The following is a 22,519-nucleotide window of genomic DNA, read 5'->3' as shown; positions in this document are numbered from 1 at the left end:
ATGGCCTCCCGAAGCAGACCGGCGTACGCCGCCGGGGCCGGGGCCGCCCTCTGGCTGCTGGTCGTGTGCGTCCCCCTGTACTACCTGGTCGCCACGAGCCTGCGCGGACCCGGTGACTACCTGTCCCGGGGCCCGCTGTCCCTGCCCGAGTCACTCACCCTGGACAACTACCGCAACGTCTTCGAGGTCGGGTTCCTCGGATTCCTCGCCAACAGCCTGATCGTGGCGACCGGAGCGATCCTCCTGGTGCTGCTGGTGGCGGTACCGGCGGCGTTCGCGATCGTACGCGGACGCAGCCGGGCGGTCCGGATCAGCTTCACCCTGTTCCTCCTGGGACTGGCCGTCCCGGCCCAGGCGGTGATCATCCCGATCTACCTGATCATCACCCGGCTGCACCTGTACGACAGCCTGCCCGCGATCATCCTGCCGACCGCCGCTTTCACGCTGCCGATCTCCATCGTCGTGCTCACCAGCTCGCTGCGGGACGTGCCCGGCGAGCTGTACGAGGCGATGGCGCTTGACGGGGCCGCGACCTGGCAGGTGTTCCTCCGCCTGGTCCTGCCGCTGTCACGGCCCGGAGTGGTGACGGTGGCGATCTTCGTCGGCCTCAACGCCTGGAACAACTTCATCTTCCCGCTGGTGCTCACCCAGAGCGAGTCCAACCGGGTCCTGCCTCTCGGGCTCTGGGCGTTCCAGACCCAGTACGGAACCGACGTGCCCGGCCTGATGGCCGCCGTGGTGCTCTCCACCATCCCGATCCTGGCCCTGTACCTGTTCGGCCGCAGACACCTCCTGGGCGGACTCGCCGCCGGTTTCGGAAAGTAGCCCAACCCCTCCTCGAAAGGCCGTGATGACCGCGACCATCAACAACCCGGTGCTGCCCGGGTTCCACCCCGACCCGTCGATCCTGAGGGTCGGTGAGGACTACTACCTGGCGACCTCGACCTTCGAGTGGAGTCCGGGGGTGCTGCTGCACCACTCCCGGGACCTGGTCCACTGGCGCCCCCTCGGCGGCGTCCTCGACGAGGACCGCCTCCTCGACCTGACCGGACACCGCGACGGGGCGGGCGTGTGGGCGCCCTGTCTGTCCCTCAAGGACGGGGTGTTCCACCTGATCTTCACCGACGTGGAGAACTACGCCGGGGGCTTTTGGGACACGCCCAACCACGTGACCACCTCACCGACCCTGGATGGTCCGTGGAGCGACCCCGCGCCGATCCACTCCATGGGGTTCGACCCGTCCCTGTTCCACGACCAGGACGGCCGGAGCTGGGTGGTCACCAGCCTGATGGACTGGCGGCCCGGCCACCACGCCTTCGCGGGGATCGTGCTCCAGGAGCTGGACACCGAGTGGATGCGCCTCCTGGGCGAGCCGACGGTGGTCTTCGAGGGGACCTCGGCCAGGGTGACCGAGGCGCCGCACCTGTACCGCGAGAACGGGTGGTACTACCTGGTGACCGCCGAGGGAGGAACGCAGTGGGACCACCAGGTGACGGTGGCGCGGTCCAGGAGAATCACCGGACCCTACGAGGTGGACCCGGCCGGGCCCATGTTGTCCTCTCGGGAGCACCCCTCACTGACCCTGCAGAAGGCCGGGCACGGGAGCCTGGTCAGCACCCCGTCCGGCGAGTGGTTCCTGGCGCACCTGGCCTCACGCCCGCTCACCGAACGCGGCCGCTGCGTGCGCGGCCGTGAGACCGCCCTGCAGCGGGTGGACTGGGTGGACGGCTGGCCCCGGATCCGTGACGGGGTACCGCACGTGGAGGTCGAGGGGCCCGACCTGGAACCGCACCCGTGGCCGGAGGTGCCCGAAAGGGACGACTTCGACGCGCCGGTGCTGCGCCCGGAGTGGAGCACGCTGCGGCGCCACGTGGACGAGGAGTGGGTCTCGCTGACCGAGCGTCCCGGACACCTGCGTGTGCAGGGCGGGCAGTCCCCCTCCGGGACCCGCACGCCCAGCCTGGTGGCCCGACGGGTGCAGCACGAACGGTGCGTGCTGGAGACGGTGATGGAGTTCTCCACCGACACCTTCCAGCGGATGGCCGGACTGAGCGCTTACTACAACATGCGGCAGTGGCACTACCTGCGCGTCGGCTTCGACGAGCAGGACGGGCTGTTCGCCGGTGTGCTCAGCTCCGACCGGGGACGGGTGCGCGAGTCCGGGGACCGGGTCGACGTGCGGGGCTGGGAGCGGTTTCACCTGCGCGCGGAGATCGACGGAGCCGAACTGCGGTTCGCCCTCTCCCCCGACGGCCGGAGCTGGACGCCCGTCGGCGGGGTCCTGGACGCCAGCATCCTGTCCGACGACTACGCCGCAGAGAGCGACGGTGAGACGGCGACCATCTGGGGCTTCACGGGCGCGTTCCTGGGGCTGTGGGTCCAGGACCTGACCGGCACGGGTTGTCACGCCGACTTCGACCACGCCACCTACCTAGGATCCTGAGAACCGGGGAGCGCTTTCCTGACGGGGCGCTCCCCACCTTTACTACGTAGATTCTTAGTACTGCCCCAGTCGGTCGAGCGCGTCGAGCTGCGCGGGATTCAGGCGCAGAGTCCGCAGCTCGCCGAGCAGCCGCGCGAGCCTACCCTTGGGCGGACGCACGTCCGCGAGTGCCGACAGATGCGGGCGCAGCGCGTCGGCGACGGAGTTTCGCGCCGCCTCGCCCGCGTCGGGAGCCAGATCAACGAGACCGTTGATCGCGGCGAAGAACGAGGGCGCGTCCTTCAGGCCGCCGATCGCGGCGAGGCCCTCCTCCACCGCCGAGGTGTCTCCACCGGACAGGTGCACCACGAGGGTGGCGGTGTCGGAGTCGAGCCTGGCGGCCTCAGCCGGAAGACCAGACTCCCGGTGCACGGCCGCCAGGGCGCCCACCACCCCGTCTGCGGCCTCGGGCTCCTGCCACTGCGCGCGCAGCGAGCGCACCAGTTCCCGCTGGGTCCGCAGACGTGCCATCCGGGCGTCGATGTCCGCCTCCACCCGGTCCAGAACCCCGACGACGGACGACTCCTCGTCCAGCGCCTCCTCAACCTCCGAGAGGCTCACACCCGCCTCCACCAGGTGTCGGATGCGCAGCAACCGGACCAGGTCGTCGACCGTGTACCGCCGGTACCCGTTCATCGTCCTCGGCGGTTCCCGCAGCAGCCCGATCTGGTGATAGTGGCGCACCGTCCGCACGGTCACCCCGGCCAGGTCCGCCAACTCACGTGAACGCATCTTCCCCCTTTGACTACGACGCTACGTCATAGTTTGGAATGGTCCGCATGAACAACCGGATCGAACCCTCCTACGTGCGGGCACTGCGGGCGAGGCCCCAGGCCTGGCGCACCGCTCTGGCCGCCGCCACCGGCCTGGGCGCACTCGCCCTCGTGCTCTTCGTCGCCGTCGTACCAGCGGGGGTCGCGCTGGACCGTCTTCTCGGTGTGGAGCCCTTCGACCCGAACGATCCCTCCATCACCGTCGGGTTCTGGCTGGCGGGCAACCTGCTGCTCGCGGCGCTGATCCCGGTCTGCGGCCTGGCCCAGTGGGCGATCTATCGAGAGCGCCCCGGGACACTGTCGTCGGTAGCGGGGCGGTTCCGCTGGCGGGTCATGGCCCTCGCCGCCACGGTGGTGGTTCCGGTCTGGATCGTCTACACAGCCGTCCTGCACCTGATCATGCCGTTCGGGTCACTCCAGCTCACGACGGCGACCATCGCCCTCGCACTCGTCGCGATCGTCGTCGTCCCCCTCCAGTCAGCCGGGGAGGAGTACCTCTTCCGGGGGCTGCTCTTCCGAGCGGTGGGGGCACGCTTCCGACGCCCTGGGGTCTCCCTGGCTGTGTCCACGGTGGTCACTTCTCTGGCCTTCGGTGCGATCCACGGTTCTCTGGACCCCTGGGCCCTGACCTCCTACGTCTTCTCCGGGGTGTGCTTCGCCCTGATGACACAGCGCACCGGCGGCCTGGAAGCGGCCGTCCTGGTCCATGCCGTCAACAACACCGTGCTGATGGTGTCGATGATCCTCGCCGACCGCCTCGACGACGTGTCAGTGGTGACCGGACCGGTGCTCGTGGTGCCCATGGTCGTGATGGGCCTGACCACCCTGGGCCTGTGGAAGCTGCACTCAAAGCCCAACCCCACGCGAGCAGTCGCTTCGTAACCGCCCCAAGTGCTCCCCGCGTGCGCGGGGAGCACCGGTTCCGCAACGGGTTCGATGACGCCGGAGCGACGGCCTCGGCCGGACCAGCCCCGCATGCGCGGGGAGCAGCGCCGACAGGTTCGCGATCAACGTCGCGGAGGAGGGACCATCCCCGCGTGCGCGGGGAGCATTCGGAGGAACTCTCCGAGGCGGTCCGGATGCTGGGACCATCCCCGCGTGCGCGGGGAGCAGCCGGTGCCTGACCGGTGTCCGGCGCCGGGCCGGGGACCATCCCCGCGTGCACGGGGAGCAGACTCGTTGACCTGCGGTTCCAGAGCGCGGAACCAGCGAAATCTGCAACTTTTCGCGAAACAGACTCCGGCGACAAACACCCCAAAGGGGGCCCGCACAGGGGCCTCTCTCCCCCTCACCAGAGCAGGCTACCGATCTTCGGGTCAGCCGCCCAGGGCAAGGCGCAGACCCAGGGTGAGCATGACGAGTGCGATGATCCCGTCGAGCACCCGCCAGGCCCCGGGCTTGGCGAAGACCGGGCGGAGCAGCCGGGCACCGAAGCCCAGGGCGAAGAACCACACGAAGCTTCCGGTGACCGCACCGCCCGCCCACCACCAGCGGGCCTCCCCCACCTGCTGGTTGGCGACCGAACCGAGGAACAACACGGTGTCCAGGTACACGTGCGGGTTCAGCCAGGTGAGGGCGAGGGCCGTGACCACCGCCGCTCCGGTTCCGGTGGAGCGGGTCGCCAGCGCGACCCCCGCACCCTGAGTGGGCCGGGCGGGTTCGCTCTCCGTGGGGACCAGAACCTCGGCCCGCCCAGGCCGCAGGGCACGGTGGGCCGCGAACAGGCCGTACACGATGAGGAAGCCCGCGCCGAGCAGGCGGATGACCACCATGGCCGTGGGCATCGCCTCGACCAGGCCACCGATGCCCACGACACCGGCGGTGATGAGCAGGGCGTCCGATACCGCGCAGACCAGCACCACGGCCAACACGGAGGAGTGTCGGCCGTCGATGCCGAGGCGGAGCAGGTACGCGTTCTGGGCACCGATGGCCACGATGAGCGCCAGTCCGGTGCCCAGGCCCATCAGTGCGGGGAGAAGGGTTTCGTTCACGGGACAAGCCTCCAGGAGAGAACCCGTGCAGTAAAGCTAAACTTTCTCAGATCCCCTTAGAGATGCTTATGACAGGAGCGTACGGTGCCCTTCCAGTTCGACCATCTGCGCACCCTGACCGCCCTCATCGAGGAGGGCACCTTCGAGGCCGCCGCGCGACGCCTGCACGTCACCTCCTCGGCCGTGTCCCAGCGGGTCCGGGCCATGGAGCAGGCCGCGGGCCAGGTCCTGGTCCGTCGCACCAACCCGGTCCTGCCGACCGAGGCGGGCGACGCGGTGCTGCGCCACGCCAGACAGGTGCTTCTGCTGGACCAGGAGGTGCGCTCCGAGCTCAGGGCCGTGGGCCACGAGGGCGGCCGCACCCGGGTGCCGTTGGCCGTGAACGCCGACAGCCTGTCCACCTGGTTCCTGGAGGCGCTCCCGACGGAGTTGGGCGCCGTCTTCGAGCTCCACCGCGAGGACGAGGAGCACACCACGGGCCTGCTGAGGTCGGGCGCGGTCATGGCGGCGGTGACCTCCACCCCGGAGGCGGTCCAGGGTTGCTCCGTGGAACCCCTGGGAGGACTGCGCTACCAGGCGGTGTGCGCCCCGGACTTCGCGCAACGGTACGACGCCACCGATCCCGCACGCCTACCGGACGCGCCGATGGTGAACTTCGACCGCAAGGACGACCTCCAGGACCGCTTCCTGCGCGATCTCACCGGTGAGGGTTCCCGGGGCCCGACCCACTACGTTCCGGCCTCGGAGGACTTCGCCCGCGCGGTGCTGCTGGGGTGGGGTTGGGGTGTGGTCCCCGAGCAGCAGTGCGCCGAGGGCCTGGCGTCCGGGAGGCTGGTGCCGTTGGCTCCCGGCAGGCCCGTGGAGGTCCGGCTGTACTGGCAGCGCTGGAACCTGCGTTCACCCCTGCTCGACGAGGTCACCCGCCGCGTTCGCGCCGGGGCCGCCGCGTACCTGCGCCCGGTGTGAGTTCGGAGGCGGGATGCTGGCGAACCACATCCCCGGTGAGCGCGGGGAAGGATCGCCCTGGCGTGCACAGAGTGTCATCCCTGTTGGGCGGAGCATCTCACCGGGAGAAACCAGCGGGATCCCAGGGCGCGTACGGGCGGTTCCGTCGGGTCCTCAGGGCTTTCCCACGGTGCTCTCCCGGGGCACGAGGGCGAAGCCCGGCTGCACGCGCCTGGGCGCGATCGCCCGGTCCGCGTCGGCCAGGCGTTCCAGGAGCGCCTCCGTGGCGGCTCGGGCGATGGCCCTCTTGTGCGGGGCCACCGTGGTCAGGGTGGTGGCGCCGTACCTGCCGTCCTCGATGTCGTCGAAGCCCACCACCGCCACGTCCTCGGGGATGCGCAGGCCGCGTTCGGTGAGGGTGCGCATGGCCCCTATGGCCACGAGGTCGTTGTAGCAGAACACCGCGTCCGGGCGGACGCCCGAGTCCAGGAGGCGGGCCATCGCCTGGGCGCCGTCCTCGCGGGCGTAGCCGTCAGTGACCGCGACGAACTCGTCGCCGGTGGGCCGTCCGTGCTCGGTCATCACCTCCCGCCACCCCTGGAGGCGCAGGTGGGCGGTCTGGCGCGCCCGTCCGTGCCGGGCTCCAAGGAAGGCGATCCGCTCACGGCCGATCTCCACCAGGTGGGCGGCCGCGGTGCGGGCGGCTGCGACGTTGTCGATGGCGACGTGGTCGTGGGGGGCGTCGTACTCGCGCTCGCCGAGCAGGACCAGGGGCGCCTCGCTCTCACGGGCGAGCAGGTCCTCGTTCTCCAGTTCGATGGGGCTGAGGATGAGCCCGTCGATCACCCGGGCGCGCAGGCCCTGGGCGAAGAGGACCTCCTGGTCACGGCGGCCGCCCGTGTGGTCGAGCAGCACGATGTAGTCGAGCCCGCCCGCGTACTCGATGACGGCGTCGGCGAGTTCGGCGAAGTAGGGGTTGCCGAGTTCGGGCAGAGCGAGCGCGATCATCCCGGTCCTGCCCTTGCGCAGGTGGCGGGCGGTGAGGTTGGGCCGGTATCCGAGTTCGTCGATGACCCGCTGGACGCGCTGGCGGGTCTCGGGGGTGACGTGCCGGTAGCCGTTGACGACGTTCGACACGGTCTTGACCGACACCCCCGCCCGTAGCGCGACGTCCTTCAGGCTGATGCCCACTCGCTTCCCCTTCCGGGCCGCTGTACCCAGGGCCGTTGAGTTTTACATCGTTATACAACACGGGTGCGGTCTCTGCCCAGCGTCGCTGACAGGCTGGTTTCCGCCATACGCCGGGCACTGACGTTTCCCCGGATGTCCAGCGGGTTTCCTTTCAGGGTCTGGACAGGACTCGTTGATCGTGCTGTCATCTTGGCTAAGTCAGGTTTCCCACGTTGTAAAAGCGGGGGTGGCACTGCCTCGTGCAGGTCCTCCCGCACCACTCGACACGGAGAACCCCCATGAGACGTCAACCCCCCGCGTCCCTGTCCCCGAGTCCCGCCCGCCGGACGACCGTCCGCGCGGCCGCCCCCGTTCTGGCCGCGTTCCTGACCGCTTCGGCGCTGACCGCGCTCCCGGCCGCCGCGTCGGATGAGCCCCGCCTGGAGACCCCCTGGACCTCGGAGGTCTCCCCGGACAACGCCCTGCCCGAGTACCCGCGCCCGCAGATGGTGCGCGAGGACTGGGAGAACCTCAACGGCCTCTGGCAGTGGGCCCCGGCCGAGGACGGCGAGGAGCCGCCCTTCGGCACCGACCTGGACGGCGAGATCCTGGTCCCCTACCCCGTGGAGTCCGCGCTGTCCGGCGTGGAGGAGCACCACGACCGTCTCTGGTACCGCCGCACCATGGAGGTCCCGGACTCCTGGGACGGCGACCGCGTCCTGCTCAACTTCGGCGCCGTGGACTGGGACTCCGAGGTGTGGGTGAACGGCACCTCCGTCGGCTCCCACAAGGGCGGGTTCGACAAGTTCTCCTTCGACGTCACCGACGCCCTCCAGGAGGGTGAGAACGAGGTCATCGTCGGGGTCCACGACCCCAGTGACGAGGGTGAACAGCCCGTCGGCAAACAGCGGCTGGAACCCGGCGGCATCTGGTACACGACCTTCACCGGCATCTGGCAGACGGTGTGGATGGAACCGGTCTCCGAGGCCCACATCACCCGGCTGGACATCACCCCGGACGTGCCCGGTGAACAGGTCGAGGTGGTGGTGAACGCGACCGGCGCCGAGGACGCCGCGGCCACCGTCACCGTCCTGGACGACGAGGGCGCCGAGGTCGGCTCGGCCACCGGTGCCCCCGGCTCCGCCATCGCCGTGCCGGTCCCGGACGCCCGCCTCTGGAGTCCGGACGACCCCTATCTGTACGACGTGGACGTCACCCTCACCTCCAACGACGGCGCGCAGGTCCACGACGAGGTCGCGGGCTACACCGGGATGCGCTCCATCGAGACCGGTCAGGTGGACGGGGTCCTGCGCCCGCTCCTCAACGGCGAGTACGTGTTCCAGGTGGGCACGCTCGACCAGGGCTACTGGCCGGACGGCATCTCCACCGCGCCCACCGACGAGGCCCTGCGCTTCGACATCGAGTCGCACAAGGAACTCGGCTTCAACACCATCCGCAAGCACGTGAAGGTGGAGCCGGACCGCTGGTACTACTGGGCCGACCGGCTCGGTGTGATGGTCATGCAGGACATGCCGTCGATGTCGGGTGACCCGAGCCAGGCGGGACGCGACCAGTTCGAGTCCGAGCTGCACGCCCTGGTGGACGAGCACCGCAGCTTCCCGTCCATCGTGAACTGGATCGTGTTCAACGAGGGCTGGGGCCAGTACGACGACGACGCCCGCCTCACCGACGAGGTCAAGGCGTCCGACCCCTCGCGCCTGGTCACCGGCGCCTCCGGATGGCACGACACCGGCAACGGCGACATCGTCGACTCCCACATCTACGTCGGCCCCGGTGATCCCGCTCCCGCGGAGGACGAGCGGATCTCTGTGCTGGGCGAGTTCGGCGGCTACAACCTCCCGGTGGAGGGCCACGAGTGGAGCCCCGGCGACGGCTTCGGCTACGAGGACATCAGCGACGGCCACTCCCTGGCCACCCGCTACGTCGGCCTGATGGCGGGCGTGCAGCGGCTGGAGCGCACCCACGGTCTGTCGGCGGCGATCTACACCGAGATCACCGACGTGGAGACCGAGCTCAACGGGTTCTGGACCTACGACCGCCGGGTGCTCAAGGTCGACCCCGAGGTCGTCGCCGGGGCGCACGAGCAACTGCTGGCCGGGGAGCCGGTCGGCGGAGTCGCGGACGTGCCCGTGGAGGAGAACCTGTCGCTGCGGGTCACCACCCCCGGCCACGAGGACCGCTACCTGGCCCACGAGGGCGGGCTCGGCGTCACCACCCCGGTGGACGGCGACAGCTCCGAGACCGACAGGTCCGCCGCCACTTGGCGGTTCGTGCCCGGCCTGGCCGACGACCAGTGCCTGACGCTTGAGTCGGTGGACCATCCGGGCGAGTACCTGCGGCACAAGGCGTCGCGGGTGAGCCGGGAGCCCGCGGACGGCTCCGGCCTGTTCGACCAGGACGCCACCTGGTGCGCCGTGCCCGGACTGAGCGGCGAGGGGATCTCGCTGCGCTCCTACAACTACCCGGACCGGTACCTGCGCCACCACGACTCCGAGCTCTGGCTGTCCGGAGCGGGGACCGTCGGCGAGGACCACGACACCGCCGAGCACTACGACCACGACACCTCGTGGTCGGTGGAGACGCCCTGGTCACCCTGAGCCGTCGCCCCCGGTGACCCTCGGATCCCGTGACTGACCACATCCCTCAGCGGGGCGCCCCCGACCCGGCGCCCCGCCCCTCCCGCACCCCTGCGCCGGCTCCCCCAGTCGGCTTCCCCTCAACCCGGGCGGAGACCGGACATGATCGAACACCACACCCACCACACCGGTGCGGGAGCGCTCTCCCGACCCCGTCGGGTCCTGCTGGCCACCGCCGCAGTGGGCGCGGCCCTGACCCTGGCGGCCACCGGCTGCGCCCGGGGCGAGGACGACGTCGCGGCGGGGAACGCCGCCGCCGGGGACACCGAGGGCCAGGCCCAGGTCCTGGACGACGCGGCCAGCGGCGGCCAGACCTGCAACGCGCAGGGCCACGGGATCGAGCCCTTCGACCTCGCCGACAAGAAGGTCGGTTTCTCCCAGTCCGAGGCCGAGTCCAACCCCTTCCGCATCACCGAGACGCAGTCCATCAAGGACGAGGCCGCGGACCGGGGCGTCGAACTCATCACCTCCAACGCCCAGTCCGACTTCTCGCAGCAGATCAGCGACGTCCAGGACCTCATGTCCCAGGGCGCGGAGGTGCTGATCATCGCGCCGCTCAACTCCGACGGCTGGAAGCCCGTCCTTGACCAGGCGCGCGCCGACGCGATCCCGATCATCACCATCGACCGGCCCATCAACGGCACCGCCTGCGAGGACTACGTGACCTTCATCGGGTCCGACTTCGTGGAGCAGGGCCGTCGCGCCGCCGACCAGATGATCGACGTGCTGGGCGGCGAGGGCGAGGTGGCCATCCTGCTGGGCGCGCCCGGCAACAACGTGACCACCGACCGCACCAGCGGCTTCCTGGAGCGGATCGAGGCCGAGGCCCCGGGGATCGAGATCGTCTTCCAGCAGTCCGGCGACTTCACCCGCGAGGGCGGGCAGTCGGTGACCGAGCAGCTCATCCAGTCGCAGCCCGACATCTCCGGGATCTACGCGCAGAACGACGAGATGGGCATCGGGGCGGTCACCGCGCTCAACGGCGCGGGCAAGGCGCCCGGCGACGTCCGGATCGTGACCGTGGACGGCACCCAGGCGGCGGTGGAGTACATCGTCGACGGCTGGATCGCGGCGGTCGTGGAGTCGAACCCGCGCTTTGGCCCGCTGGCCTTCGAGGCGGCCTCGGCCTTCGGCGCCGGTGAGGACGTCGGCACGCAGCTGATCATCACCGATCGCGAGTACGACGCGGACAACGCCGAGGAGGAGCTGCCCCATGCCTACTAGGGGTTCCGATCACGCCTCGGACGGGGCGCCCCCGCGCACTGAGGGGGTGGGACGGTGACCGTTCCGGTCCTGGACACCCGTGGGCTGACCAAGCGGTTCCCGGGCATCCTGGCGTTGGACGGGGTGGACTTCGAGCTGCTGCCGGGCGAGGTGCACGCGCTCGTCGGCGAGAACGGCGCGGGCAAGTCCACCCTGATCAAGGTACTGACGGGGGTGTACCAGCCAGACGGGGGCGAGCTGCGCCACCACGGGGAGCCCGCCAGGTTCGCCACTCCCCTGCACGCCCAGCGGGACGGGATCGCCACGATCTACCAGGAGGTCGACCTCCTGCCGCTGCTGAGCGTGGCCCGCAACCTGTACCTGGGGCGCGAGCCGAGGCGGTTCGGGCTGATCGACTTCGCGCGGATGCACCGCGAGGCCGCCCGGACTCTCGGGGACTACGGCGTGGACGTGGACGTGCGCCGTCCGCTGGGGAGCCTGTCCATGGGTGCCCGGCAGATGGTGGCGCTGGCCCGGGCTGTGTCGGCGCGGGCCCGCGTGGTGATCATGGACGAGCCGACGTCGTCGCTGGAGCCGCGCGAGGTGGAGACGCTGTTCGGAGCGATCGAACGGCTGCGCGAGGACGGCGTGGCGGTGGTCTACGTGAGCCACCGCTTGGACGAGTTGTACCGGGTGTGCGACCGGGTGACGGTGCTGCGGGACGGTCGCCTGGTGCACCGGGGCGCGATGGCCGGGCTGGAGCGGCTGCGGCTGGTCTCGCTGATGCTGGGCCGGGACATGGAGCGGGTGCGACGCGAGGGCGCCACCACGTTCTCCGGCGACCGCGAGGCGTGGTCGGGAACCCCCGCGCTGGAGGCCGAGGGGCTGAGCGCCCGGCACCGGCTCCACGAGGTGTCCCTGACCGTCCGGCCGGGCGAGGTCGTGGGGCTCGGCGGGCTGTTGGGGTCGGGCCGCACCGAGACCGCGAAGGCGATCGCGGGCGCGCTGCCGTTGGACGCGGGGCGTGTGTCGGTGGTGGGCGTCCCGTTGCGGACGGGCTCGACGGCGGCCGCCATCCGGGCGGGGGTGAGTCTCCTGCCGGAGGACCGCAAGCACGAGGGCGTCGTGCCGGGTCTGTCGATCCGGGAGAACATCGCGCTCGCGGCCATGCCCGGCCTGAGCCGGTTCGGGCTGGTCTCCGAGCGGGCGATCGACCGGGTGGTGGAACGGTTCATGGAGCGCCTGCGGATCAAGGCGGTGGGCCCGTACCAGAAGGTGGAGGAACTGTCCGGCGGCAACCAGCAGAAGGTGCTGCTGGCCCGGTGGCTGGCGTTGAACCCCAGAGTGCTTCTGCTCGACGAGCCCACGCGCGGGATCGACGTGGGCGCCAAGGCGGAGGTGCAGCGGTTGGTGGACGAACTGGCCGAGGAGGGTCTGGGCGTGCTGCTGGTCTCCTCGGACCTGGAGGAACTGGTGGAGGGCGCGGACCGGGTGGTGGTGCTCAGGGACGGCGCGGTGGTGGGTGAGCTGGTCGGCGACGAGGTCACCGAGGACTCCCTGCTGGCCGCCATCGCGCGGGGCGGTGAGGAACGGTGACCCTCTCCCTGCGCGGGCGACCCCGGGTGGACCGCGAACGGGTCCTGCTGTGGATGCGGGACTACGGCGTGTACGTGGGTGTGGCTCTGGTCGTGGTGTTCAACGTGGTGTTCACACCCAACTTCCTGTCCTTCGAGAACTTCCGCACGCAGGCCGTGCAGGTCGCCCCGGTGCTGATCGTCGCTCTCGGCATGGCGCTGGTGATCGCGACCGGCGGCATCGACCTCAGCGTGGGCTCGGTGATGGCGCTGTCCGCCGCGATGATCTCGCTGTACCTGGGGTACGGGCCGCTGGTGGCCGTGCTGGTGGCGGTGGGCGTGGGCGCCCTGGCCGGGGCGGCCAACGGTGTGCTGGTGGCCTTCGCCGGTTTGCAGGCGATCATCGTCACCCTGGCGATGATGATCGGCGGCCGGGGGCTGGCCCTGGTACTGCTCCCGCAGTTGGACGGCGTGCGCAACCCGGACCTGAGGGAACTGGGTTCGGGGTCGTTCCTGGCCGTGCCCTACGTGGTGTGGATCGCCGCGCTGCTCGTGGCGGCGGTGGCGTTCCTGGTGCGCCGGAGCGTGTTCGGCCGACGCCTCGTGGCGGTGGGCGGTAACCGGCGCGCGGCCGAGCTCTCCGGGCTGCCGGTGCGCCGGGTGCTGCTCGGCGTGTACGCGCTGAGCGGCGCCCTGGCGGCGGTGGCCGGAGTCCTGGTGACCGCCAGGTTGCAGGCAGCCGACCCGAACTCGGTGGGCGTGCTGATCGAACTGTCGGCGATCACCGCAGTGGTGGTCGGCGGTACCCCGCTGACCGGCGGGCGGGTGCGGATCGCCGGGACGGTGGCCGGGGCGGTGCTGATGCAGCTGCTCGTGGCCACGCTCATCAGGCACGACCTGCCTCCGTCGTGGACGCAGATGGCGCAGACGGCCGTGATCATCGGCGCCGTCTACCTGGCCCGGGATCGGGGGAGGACATGAGTACCACCGTGGAGGGAACACGCGTCGGCGGTCTGGGGCGGCCCGCCCCGGGCGTGCCCTGGCGTGAGCTGGCCGCCCGGCACGGCGCCCTGGTGGTGTTGTTGCTGGTGGTGGCGGTGGCCGGGGTGAGCCTGGAAGGGTTCCTGACCCTGGGCAACCTGAACCGGATCGCCGTGAGCGCGTCGTTCCTGGCGATCATCGCGCTCGGCATGACGTTCGTGATCATCACCGGTGGGATCGACCTCTCGGTGGGCACGGTGTTCGCGCTCGGCGGGGTGCTGGCCGCATGGGCCTCCCAGTACGGGGGCCTGGCGCTGATGGCGGTGCCGCTGGCGGTGTGCGGTCTGATCGGGCTGCTCAACGGGGTGTTGATCGCCCGGGCGCGTTTGGCCCCCTTCATCACCACCCTGGCGACCATGCTGGGCGCGTGGGGGCTGATGCTGTCGGTGTCCGACGAGGGCAACACCACCTACCTGGTCCCGGACGGGCTGGCGCTGTCGGCGCTGGTGCACGGGAAGCTGTTCGGAGTGCTCGGGTATCCGTTCCTGCTCGTGCTGGGGGCCTTCGTCGTCGGCGGTCTGGTGCTGCGCCGGACCACGGTCGGCCAGCACGTGTACGCGGTGGGCGGCAACGAGCGGACCGCCGCGCTGATGGGTGTGCCGGTGGCCCGGACCCGGATCGCCGTGTACACGTTCTCCGGGCTGTGCGCGGGCACGGCGGGGGCGCTGAACGCGGTGTGGCTGGGGTCGGGGGTGACGATCTTCGGGATCGGCACCGAACTCCAGGCGATCTCGGCGGTGGTGATCGGCGGGACCCTGCTGACCGGCGGCTACGGGTTCGTCGGCAGCACCCTGGTGGGGGTCCTGCTGCTGGGGGTCATCCAGAACGTCATCAACGCGGTGGGTTCCCTGACCTCGGCGTTCCAGGAGGTGGTCAGCGGTCTGTTCCTGATCACCGTGGTGCTGGTGCAGCGGCACCTGAGCCGGGGGCGCGATCCCGGCTGAGCCGTCCCGTGGGCCCGCGTCCGCCGTTGCGGCCCCCGGGGCGGCGGCGCTACGCCGGGGACCTGGGACCGCCCTGGTCGTCGTCGAGGAGCCGCAGGTCGCGTTCGGTGACCACCCCGAAGTGGAGGGCCTTGTCGATGAGGGCCTGGGACCGCCAGCCCTGGCCCTGTCCCCCGCCCTCCAGTTCGACCTTGAACTTGTCCTTGAGAAGGTAGTTGACCTGGGCGTTCACGGCCGCGGTACCGATACCCAGGCGCTGGGCCACCTGGTTCTGGGTCGGCACCGGCGGGGTGAGGCCGCGCAGCCGGGGTTCGCAGAGGGCGACCAGGACCCGGTAGTAGGTGTGCCACCGGTCCATGCGGAAGCTGTTGGCCTCGGTGCGCTCCCCGGCGGAGTCCGCCCAGTCGTCCTCGGCCGTGCCCGGGGAGCCCGGGGAGAGGACGGCGCTGCACGCGGCCGGGGCCATCACCAGGAAGCTGTGCTCCCCCGTCGCTCCCGGGACACGCACCCGGGAGGTCTCGAAGGGCACCACCATGCCGTGGGTGTTCGGCTGGACCTGCACGTACCCGGCCAACCGCTCCGTGTTCTCCACGATGTAGGACTTGTTGGGGCTGAGGTTGCTGATCCTCCAGTGGTCCCCGTGGGAGGTGATGTCCCCGGCGTGCCGGTGCACGGCCCGGTCTCCGGCTCCGAGCCTCATGTCCACGTCCCGGTCCCGGCCGCCGCGCCCGAAGGTCCGGGTCTCCCCCGGGGTCAGGTGGTGGGTGCCCATGGGGGTGTCGCTCTCGTAGTCCTGTTGGACCGTGACGACCAGGTCGAGGTCGTCGGCCGGGAACAGGTGCACGCTCATCTCGCCGTCTCCAGGGGGTCAGAGGAGAAGCAGCCTCCGGGGTGGGGCCCGCCCCCGCAGGATACGTCGCGGCCCCGACTGGCGGGCGGAGCGCCGATCCGCGACCTCCGGGCCACGCCGCCGTAGGTTGGTGGCGGCACCGCCCCACGGGCACGGGGATCACCGAGTTCACCGAGGAGTATCCATGGGTCTGAACGCGACACCGGTCGACCTGGGCAGGTACGGCGTCTGGCTGAGCCACCAGAACCTCGACGAGGACGTCGCCGCCGAGATCGAGCGCCTGGGATTCGGCGCCGTGTGGCTGGGCGGATCCGCCCCGGCCGACCTGGAGCCGGTGGCCACGGCCCTGGCGGCGACGTCGCGGCTGGCGGTGGCCACGGGGATCGTCAACATCTGGGCGTCCTCCGCCGAGGAGGTCGCCGACTCCTTCGCACGGCTGGAGTCGGCCTACCCGGGACGGTTCCTGCTGGGCATCGGGGCCGGGCACCGGGAGCTCAACGGCCCGGAGGCGGTCCGCCCGCTCCAGGGGATGCGGGACTATCTGGACGTGCTGGACCGCGGTGGTGTGCCGGCCGACCGCAGGGTGCTGGCGGCGCTGGGCCCGAGGATGCTCGGCCTCAGCGCCGAGCGGGCTGCGGGCGCGCACCCGTACCTGGTCACCCCGGCGCACACGCGGTTCGCGCGCGGCGTGCTCGGCGACGGACCGCTGCTGGCCACCGAGCACAAGCTGGTCCTGGGCTCCGACCCCGCGCGAACCCGGGAGGAGGCCCGCCGGGGGATGTCGTTCTATCTGGGCATGCGCAACTACGCGGCCAACCTGGAGCGGTTGGGGTACACGGTGCTGGACCTCGCCGACGGCGGCAGTGACGCGCTGATCGACGACCTCGTCGCGCAGGGCGACGCGGACCGGACCGCGGCGGTGCTGCGAGCGCACCTGGACGCCGGCGCCGACCACGTGGTGGTGCAGCCGCTCCCCGGAGAGTCCGGCCTGCTCGCCACGCTCGCCCGGCTGGCCCCGGCGCTGACCGCCTGACGCCGCCCAGCGCGGGGGCCGCCCGGTGCGAGGCCCTCCAGCTCGGGACCGTCCAGCGCGGGGCCCTCCAGCGCGGGCCCGCACCGGGCGGATCCCGGTTCAGTCCCGGTAGAGGGCGGCCAGTTCCTCGGCGTAGCGGTTCTCGACGACGCGGCGGCGGAGCTTGAGCGAGGGAGTCAGCTCACCCGTCCCCGGCCCCCACTCCCCCGACAGCAGACGGTGGCGCTTGACCTGTTCGGGACGGCTGAGCCGGGTGTTGGCCGCCGCTACCGCGCGTTCGACCTCCGCCACCACCTCCGGGTGCTCGGCGGGTACCGCGCCCCCGGTGTCGATCCCGTGTTCGCGGGCCCACGCCACCACCATCTCGGGGTCGAGGACGAGCAGCGCCACCAGGTAGGGGCGTCCGTCGCCGTGAACGAGGGCCTGGCCCACCAGCGGGTGCTCCTTGAGGGTGTTCTCCACCAGGACGGGCGGGACGTTCTTCCCTCCCGAGGTCACGATGATCTCCTTCTTGCGGTCGGTGATCCACAGGAAGCCGTCCTCGTCGATCCGACCCACGTCCCCGGTGGCGAACCAGCCCTCGTCGTCCGTGGCGGGGCTGACGGAACCGTCCGGCCGGAGGTAGCCCTCGAAGACCGAGCGTCCGCGCAGGAACACCTCGCCGTCGTCGGCCAACCGCACCTGGACGCCCTGGACGGGACGCCCCACGGAGCCGAGTCGGTTGCGGCCGATCTGCGGGGTGTTGAGGGTGGCCACACCCACGGACTCGGTGAGTCCCCACACGTCCATTACGGCCACGCCCAGGGAGGCCCAGAAGCGCAGTACGTCCACGGGCATGGGCGCCGAGGCGCTGGAGGCCAGGCGCAGCCGGTCCAGGCCCAGCCGCTCCAGGATCGGGGTGAGCACGGAGGCGTACGCGTCCCGGTACCTCTCCTCCAGGTCGACGGGGACCTCCTCTCCGCGTGCCCGCCGCCCGTGGTAGTCGCTGGCGACCTCCCGCGCGGCGTCGATGACGGCGCGGATCTCCTCGGGCAGGGCGGCTAGGGAGGCCCGCACGCCGGTGGCGAGCTTCTCCCACACGCGCGGCACCCCCACGAAGTGCGGGGGTCTGATCTCGGGCAGGGCCCCGGCGAGGGCGGCGGGGTCGGCGCACATCCACACGTGCGAGACGCGGACGAGCGGCAGGTAGACGCTGAGCAGCCGTTCCGCGATGTGGGCCAGCGGGAGGTAGCAGACGTGGCTGGGGTGGTCGGGCAGGTCGACGGCGGCGTCGAGGGCGGTGGCCTGGGCGAGGACCTGCCGGTGGGTGATGGCGGCCCCCTTGGGGTCACCGGTGGTGCCGGAGGTGTAGACGACGGTGACCAGGTGGTCGGGTGTGAGGTCGCGCCACCGCTCGAAGGCGCCCGAGGGAACGGAGTCGGTCAGTCCGTCGTAGGGGGTGTGGCCGCGCCCGGGGTCGGGCCGGTCCAGCACCACGAGGGTCTCCAAGGCGGTGCCGGGGTCGTCGAGGAGCTTCTCCCAGTGGGCGGCGACGTCGGGATCCTCCACCACGGCCAGGCGGGCGCGGCTGTGGCGGCAGACGTAGCCGATCTGCTCGGGGGCCGCGGTGGAGTAGACGGTGGTGGGTACGGCCCCGGCGTGGACCAGGGCGAGGTCGGAGAGCCAGTGTTCGGGCCGGTTGCCCATCATGAGCAGGACGTGGTCGCCGGGTCGGACGCCGAGTGCCGCGTACCCCTCGGCGAGGGCGGACACGGTCTCGCGGGCCTGCTCCCAGGTGAGAGTGGACCAGGTGGTGGCGCCGGGTTCACGCCAGGACATGGCGGGGAGACCGGGGTGCTCGCGCGCGTTGCGCAGGAGGAGTTCGGGGAGAGTGCGGTTCGTGGGATCGTCCTCGGTGCCGGGGGCGGAGGTCATCTGTGCTCCTGGGGGGCAGCTTCCTCTACTTTGTGATCCAGAACACACACGAGCCTAGCATTCCGCCTTTCCTCGGAAAGGGTTTCCGGTGGGCGCTTTCCAGCGAAAGGAGCGGTCCGGACCAGGGGTGATCCGACGACCCGCTGACCACCCCCGCCCGAACCCCTCAACGCCCCGAATGCTACTGATGGGTAATGTTCACTAGGGTAACCACCGGTAACACCCTGATGTCCCACCCCCGCGTCCCCGCGTGACCCCCAAGGAGCCACCCATGCCCGACTTCTCCCTCCAGCTTCCCGAAGAGATCAGCGACGTCCGGGACTGGGCCCACGGATTCGCCAGGGACGTCATCCGCCCCGCGGGCGCCGAGTGGGACGAGCGGGAGGAGACCCCCTGGCCGATCATCCAGGAGGCCGCCAGGATCGGGCTCTACTCCCTGGACTTCTTCGCCACCCAGGCCTTCGAGGAGAGCGGCCTGGGCATGGCCGTCACCATCGAGGAGCTGTTCTGGGGCGACTCCGGCATCGGCCTGTCCATCATGGGCACCGGCCTGGCCGCCGCCTCGCTGAGCACGACCGGCACCCCCGAGCAGATCGGCGAGTGGGCCCCGCAGATGTTCGGCACTCCGGACGACGTCAGGCTCGCCGCGTTCTGCGCGTCCGAGCCCGACGCCGGTTCGGACGTCTCCGCCATCCGCACCCGCGCCGTCTACGACCAGGCCAGGGACGAGTGGGTGATCAACGGCGTCAAGACCTGGGCCACCAACGGCGGCATCGCCCACGTGCACGTGGTGATCGCCTCCGTGGAACCCGAACTCGGCTCACGCGGCCAGGCCTCGTTCATCATCCCGCCCAACACCCCCGGCCTCTCCCAGGGCCAGAAGTTCGCCAAGCACGGCATCCGCGCCTCCCACACCGCCGAGGTCGTCCTCGACGACGTCCGCGTCCCCGGCTCCTGCCTGATCGGCGGCAAGGACAGGTTCGACGAGCGCATCGCCCGCGCCAAGGAGGGCAAGCGCTCCAAGGGCCAGGCCGCCATGAAGACCTTCGAGGCGACCCGGCCCACCGTGGGCGCGATGGCGGTGGGCTGCGCCCGGGCCGCCTACGAGTACGCCCGTGACTACTCAGTCCAGCGCGAGCAGTTCGGCAGGCCGATCGGTGACAACCAGGGAGTGGCCTTCCTCCTCGCGGACATGGCCACCCGCATCGACGCCGCGCGGTTGCTGGTGTGGCGAGCCGCGTGGATGGCCCGCAACGGCAAGGACTTCACCAACGCCGAGGGCTCCATGAGCAAGCTCCACGCCTCCGAGACGGCCACCTTCGTGACCCAGAACGCCCTGCGCATCCTGGGCGGCAACGGCTACACGCGGGACTACCCGGTGGAACGCTGGCACCGCGACGCCTCCATCTTCACCATCTTCGAGGGCGCCAGCGAGATCCAGAAGCTCATCATCGGCCGCACCGTCACCGGCCTGCCGATCCGCTGACACACGGGTGAACCCGCAGGTGAGCGGGGAGGCTGAGGGATGAGGAGGTGAGGCCGGTGTTCGCATGGCCCGCACTGGGCGTCCTGATCAGCATCGCCGTACCCGTCGCGATCATCTTCCTGGTGCTGGCGATCTTCAGGATCGTCCAGCGCCAGGCGGAGAAGGCCGTCCGCTCACCCGACTACTGGGACCAGGTCCCCGACGGTCGGACCGATGAGGACGAGGACCGGGGCCGGACCGGAGAGGACCGGTAGGCCCCGGATCCCCGGCCCCGTACGCCTCGGGGCACCGATCCGGTGGGGAGCTACTCCTTGGAGGCGGTGGCGCCCCACCAGATGTTGACGTCGGAGTCGACCGCCCAGCGGTCGATGTCGCGTAGTTCCTCAGCGGAGAAGTCCGTGTTGTCCACCGCACGGAGGTTCTGTTCCAGCTGCTCCACGCTCGAGGCGCCGACCAGCGCCGTGGTGACGGTGCGCGGCCCCTGGTCCCGCAGGACCCAGGAGATCGCCATCTGAGCGAGGGTCTGACCGCGCTCGGCGGCGATCTGGTTGAGCGCCCGGGCCCGGCCGAGTACCTCCTCGGTGAGCATGTTCTCCCGCCAACTGGGCCGCCCCACACCCGCCCGGGAGTCCGAGGGCACCTCACCACCCAGGTACCGGGAGGTGAGCAGCCCCTGGGCCAGGGGTGAGAAGGCGACCACGCCCATGCCCTCGTCCGCGGCGGCCTCCAGAAGGCCGTCCTCGACCCAGCGGTTGAGCATCGAGTACGAGGGCTGGTGGACGACCAGCGGCGTACCGAGGTCGCGCATGATCGCCGCCGCGCGCCGGGTCAGCGACGGCCCGTAGGAGGAGATCCCCGCGTACAGGGCCCGCCCGGACACCACCGCGTGGTGGAGGGCCAGCATGGTCTCCTCCAGCGGGGTGTCCGGGTCCGGCCGGTGGCTGTAGAAGACGTCCACGTAGTCCAGGCCCATCCGGGCCAGAGAGCGGTCCAGCGAGGACAGCAGGTACTTGCGTGAACCGCCCCGCTGGTGCGGCCCCGGCCCCATCACCCACCCGGCCTTGGTGGTGATCACCAACTCGTCGCGGTAGGGACCGAGGTCCTTCGCCAGGGCGCGGCCGAGGTTGACCTCGGCGCTGCCCGGCGGCGGACCGTAGTTGTTGGCCAGGTCGAAGTGGAAGACCCCGAGGTCGAAGGCGCGGCACAGGATGCGGCGCTGCCCCTCCAGGTCCCGGTCGTCACCGAAGTTCTGCCACAGTCCCAGTGACAGTCTCGGCAGGTTCAGCCCGCTCCTGCCGCAGGTCCGGTACTCCAGAGAGTCGTACCGGTCGTCGTCCGCCACGTACGTGCCCAAACTTCCGTTCCCCTTCCGTCCAGCCGATGTGCCCGTGCCGACGTTACTCGTCGATCGTGAGCTCGCCCATCCGGTCCCAGCCCTCGCCGTCGACCACGCGGCTAACGATCAGCGGGGTCTCCTTCAGCAGCGGCTTCATCGAGGCCAGCCCGGCACGGAAGTGGTCGCTGTTGACGTGGGCCTCGGCGGCACCGTCCTTGAACGCCTCGATGAGCACGAACTCGTCGTCGCGCTCGACGCTGCGGGACCACTCGAACCACAGGTTGCCGGGCTCGGCGCGGGTGGCCGCGGTGAAGTCGGCGACCGCGTCGAGGAAGCCGTCCACGGCCTCCGGCTTGGTCCGGAACTTGACGACGATCAGGATCATCCCGCATCTCCTTCGATGTGTGCCACGGGGCGCGCGGTCGTGCCTCGCCCCTTGGTCGACCACTCTCCCAGAGCCCGGAGGGTCGGGGCCTCGACGGCCCGGGCACAAGGGGTGTTCGTCCCCTCACCCCGGCCCGTGGCCGACACCGCACGGGGCGCCGGGGGTGCGCTATGCGCCGCCGAGGGTGGTGCCGGGCAGGCGGGTGGCGCGCCACTCGTCGGGGGAGACCTCACGCACCTCCAGGGAGCCCAGGGTCTCCTCCGCGTGGACCATCTCGACGCTGGCGACCAGCGTGTCCCCGTTCAGGTCGGTGCTCACGGTGACCTCGCCGACCTCGATGCCGTCCGCGTCGGGCAGCCCCGCAGCGTAGGCGGGGAAGGCCTCCACGCAGTCCTGTCCGTCCTCGCCCTGGCCGATGATCGCCGCCTGGGCGCTCTCGTCGGCGAAGGTGCAGGCCAGCTCGCCGTCGTCGACCGCGAGCGCGGCCACGAACCCCTCCGCCACGGTGCGGGCGGCCTCGGTGGCCTCGGCGGCGTCCTCCTCGCTGGGTTCGGAACCGCCCTGGGCGCCCGCCGCCTCCTCCGCGGTCTCCTCGGCGGGGGCTTCGTCCCCTCCCGAGCAGGCGGTGAGCACGATGAACAGGGGCAGGGCAGCACACAGCAGGATGCGTCGCATGGGGGGTCGCCTTCCGTGAACGGACTGGGACGGCCGACGGCGGGTTTCGGTGAGGGTGAG

General features: G+C 71.0%; 20 protein-coding genes and 1 CRISPR repeat array. Of the genes, 12 read left to right on the top strand and 8 right to left on the bottom strand.

The features are described 5' to 3' along the window. Both KBX21_RS04945 and KBX21_RS04940 read left to right on the top strand, forming a co-directional pair. Entirely contained in the window at positions 1-825 is an 825-nt protein-coding gene (locus KBX21_RS04945; protein ID WP_049576104.1) for a carbohydrate ABC transporter permease, read from the top strand. Positions 826-850: 25 nt separating this feature from the next. Continuing rightward, positions 851-2,443: a glycoside hydrolase family 43 protein gene (locus tag KBX21_RS04940; RefSeq protein ID WP_210841096.1), complete on the top strand. Its 1,593-nt coding sequence runs from the start codon at positions 851-853 to the stop codon at positions 2,441-2,443. Positions 2,444-2,497: 54 nt separating this feature from the next. On the opposite strand, the gene KBX21_RS04935 is transcribed toward KBX21_RS04940, so the two are convergent. Then, positions 2,498-3,214 carry a MerR family transcriptional regulator gene (locus tag KBX21_RS04935; protein WP_210841095.1) on the bottom strand — a complete coding sequence of 239 codons (717 nt, stop codon included), beginning with the start codon at positions 3,212-3,214 and terminating at the stop codon, positions 2,498-2,500. A gap of 47 nt (positions 3,215-3,261) precedes the next feature. On the opposite strand from KBX21_RS04935, the gene KBX21_RS04930 reads away from it, so the two are divergent. Beyond that, a complete protein-coding gene (locus tag KBX21_RS04930) occupies positions 3,262-4,137 on the top strand; it encodes a CPBP family intramembrane glutamic endopeptidase (RefSeq protein WP_210841094.1) in 876 nt (291 codons plus the stop codon). A 7-nt stretch (positions 4,138-4,144) separates the two neighbouring features. Beyond that, a CRISPR array of direct repeats spans positions 4,145-4,428; the repeat unit is 27 nt; unit sequence GGACCATCCCCGCGTGCGCGGGGAGCA. Between the two features lie 143 nt (positions 4,429-4,571). On the opposite strand, the gene KBX21_RS04925 is transcribed toward KBX21_RS04930, so the two are convergent. Next, entirely contained in the window at positions 4,572-5,246 is a 675-nt protein-coding gene (locus KBX21_RS04925; protein WP_049576086.1) for a LysE/ArgO family amino acid transporter, read from the bottom strand. Positions 5,247-5,330: 84 nt separating this feature from the next. On the opposite strand from KBX21_RS04925, the gene KBX21_RS04920 reads away from it, so the two are divergent. Beyond that, on the top strand, positions 5,331-6,212 hold the full coding sequence (locus tag KBX21_RS04920) for a LysR family transcriptional regulator ArgP (protein ID WP_049576084.1): 882 nt from the start codon (positions 5,331-5,333) through the stop codon (positions 6,210-6,212). Positions 6,213-6,365: 153 nt separating this feature from the next. On the opposite strand, the gene KBX21_RS04915 is transcribed toward KBX21_RS04920, so the two are convergent. Beyond that, the gene (locus tag KBX21_RS04915) at positions 6,366-7,412 is read right to left on the bottom strand and encodes a LacI family DNA-binding transcriptional regulator (RefSeq protein WP_210841239.1); all 1,047 of its coding nucleotides are present in this window, start codon (positions 7,410-7,412) and stop codon (positions 6,366-6,368) included. Positions 7,413-7,660: 248 nt separating this feature from the next. Between KBX21_RS04915 and KBX21_RS04910 the strand changes: the two genes are divergently transcribed. The 5 genes from KBX21_RS04910 to KBX21_RS04890 all read left to right on the top strand — a co-directional run bounded on the left by KBX21_RS04910 (position 7,661) and on the right by KBX21_RS04890 (position 14,780). Beyond that, a complete protein-coding gene (locus KBX21_RS04910; RefSeq protein WP_210841093.1) occupies positions 7,661-9,979 on the top strand; it encodes an AbfB domain-containing protein in 2,319 nt (772 codons plus the stop codon). A 141-nt stretch (positions 9,980-10,120) separates the two neighbouring features. Then, entirely contained in the window at positions 10,121-11,242 is a 1,122-nt protein-coding gene (locus KBX21_RS04905) for an ABC transporter substrate-binding protein (RefSeq protein ID WP_210841092.1), read from the top strand. A gap of 54 nt (positions 11,243-11,296) precedes the next feature. Continuing rightward, complete coding sequence (locus KBX21_RS04900) at positions 11,297-12,817, top strand: sugar ABC transporter ATP-binding protein (protein WP_210841091.1); 1,521 nt, start codon at positions 11,297-11,299, stop codon at positions 12,815-12,817. Beyond that, entirely contained in the window at positions 12,814-13,776 is a 963-nt protein-coding gene (locus tag KBX21_RS04895; RefSeq protein ID WP_210841090.1) for an ABC transporter permease, read from the top strand. The genes KBX21_RS04900 and KBX21_RS04895 overlap by 4 nt, the downstream gene beginning before the upstream one ends. Then, entirely contained in the window at positions 13,773-14,780 is a 1,008-nt protein-coding gene (locus tag KBX21_RS04890; RefSeq protein WP_247665235.1) for an ABC transporter permease, read from the top strand. Before KBX21_RS04895 ends, KBX21_RS04890 begins: the two co-directional genes overlap by 4 nt. A gap of 49 nt (positions 14,781-14,829) precedes the next feature. Here KBX21_RS04890 and KBX21_RS04885 read toward each other — a convergent pair whose 3' ends face one another. Then, the gene (locus KBX21_RS04885) at positions 14,830-15,630 is read right to left on the bottom strand and encodes a winged helix-turn-helix domain-containing protein (RefSeq protein WP_210841089.1); all 801 of its coding nucleotides are present in this window, start codon (positions 15,628-15,630) and stop codon (positions 14,830-14,832) included. Positions 15,631-15,814: 184 nt separating this feature from the next. Between KBX21_RS04885 and KBX21_RS04880 the strand changes: the two genes are divergently transcribed. Beyond that, positions 15,815-16,663, top strand: coding sequence for an LLM class F420-dependent oxidoreductase (locus KBX21_RS04880; RefSeq protein WP_210841088.1), 849 nt, complete (start codon positions 15,815-15,817; stop codon positions 16,661-16,663). A 99-nt stretch (positions 16,664-16,762) separates the two neighbouring features. On the opposite strand, the gene KBX21_RS04875 is transcribed toward KBX21_RS04880, so the two are convergent. Then, positions 16,763-18,577, bottom strand: a complete 1,815-nt coding sequence (locus KBX21_RS04875) for a long-chain fatty acid--CoA ligase (RefSeq protein WP_210841087.1) — start codon at positions 18,575-18,577, stop codon at positions 16,763-16,765. A gap of 271 nt (positions 18,578-18,848) precedes the next feature. On the opposite strand from KBX21_RS04875, the gene KBX21_RS04870 reads away from it, so the two are divergent. Both KBX21_RS04870 and KBX21_RS04865 read left to right on the top strand, forming a co-directional pair. Next, on the top strand, positions 18,849-20,063 hold the full coding sequence (locus KBX21_RS04870) for an acyl-CoA dehydrogenase family protein (protein WP_049576051.1): 1,215 nt from the start codon (positions 18,849-18,851) through the stop codon (positions 20,061-20,063). A gap of 56 nt (positions 20,064-20,119) precedes the next feature. Then, the gene (locus KBX21_RS04865) at positions 20,120-20,317 is read left to right on the top strand and encodes a hypothetical protein (protein ID WP_049576048.1); all 198 of its coding nucleotides are present in this window, start codon (positions 20,120-20,122) and stop codon (positions 20,315-20,317) included. Between the two features lie 50 nt (positions 20,318-20,367). Here the strand turns inward: KBX21_RS04865 and KBX21_RS04860 are convergent, their stop codons facing one another. The 3 genes from KBX21_RS04860 to KBX21_RS04850 all read right to left on the bottom strand — a co-directional run bounded on the left by KBX21_RS04860 (position 20,368) and on the right by KBX21_RS04850 (position 22,459). Beyond that, complete coding sequence (locus KBX21_RS04860; protein ID WP_049576044.1) at positions 20,368-21,417, bottom strand: aldo/keto reductase; 1,050 nt, start codon at positions 21,415-21,417, stop codon at positions 20,368-20,370. Positions 21,418-21,460: 43 nt separating this feature from the next. Then, a complete protein-coding gene (locus tag KBX21_RS04855; protein ID WP_210841086.1) occupies positions 21,461-21,784 on the bottom strand; it encodes a putative quinol monooxygenase in 324 nt (107 codons plus the stop codon). Between the two features lie 168 nt (positions 21,785-21,952). Next, positions 21,953-22,459: a lumazine-binding domain protein gene (locus KBX21_RS04850; RefSeq protein ID WP_210841085.1), complete on the bottom strand. Its 507-nt coding sequence runs from the start codon at positions 22,457-22,459 to the stop codon at positions 21,953-21,955. Between the last annotated feature and the right edge of the window lie 60 nt (positions 22,460-22,519).

This window comes from Nocardiopsis sp. B62, from assembly GCF_018070675.1.
Classification (GTDB): Bacteria; Actinomycetota; Actinomycetes; order Streptosporangiales; family Streptosporangiaceae; genus Nocardiopsis; species Nocardiopsis prasina.
The sequence above is the reverse complement of the archived record's forward strand: the minus strand, read 5'-3'. Positions and strand labels throughout refer to the sequence as shown.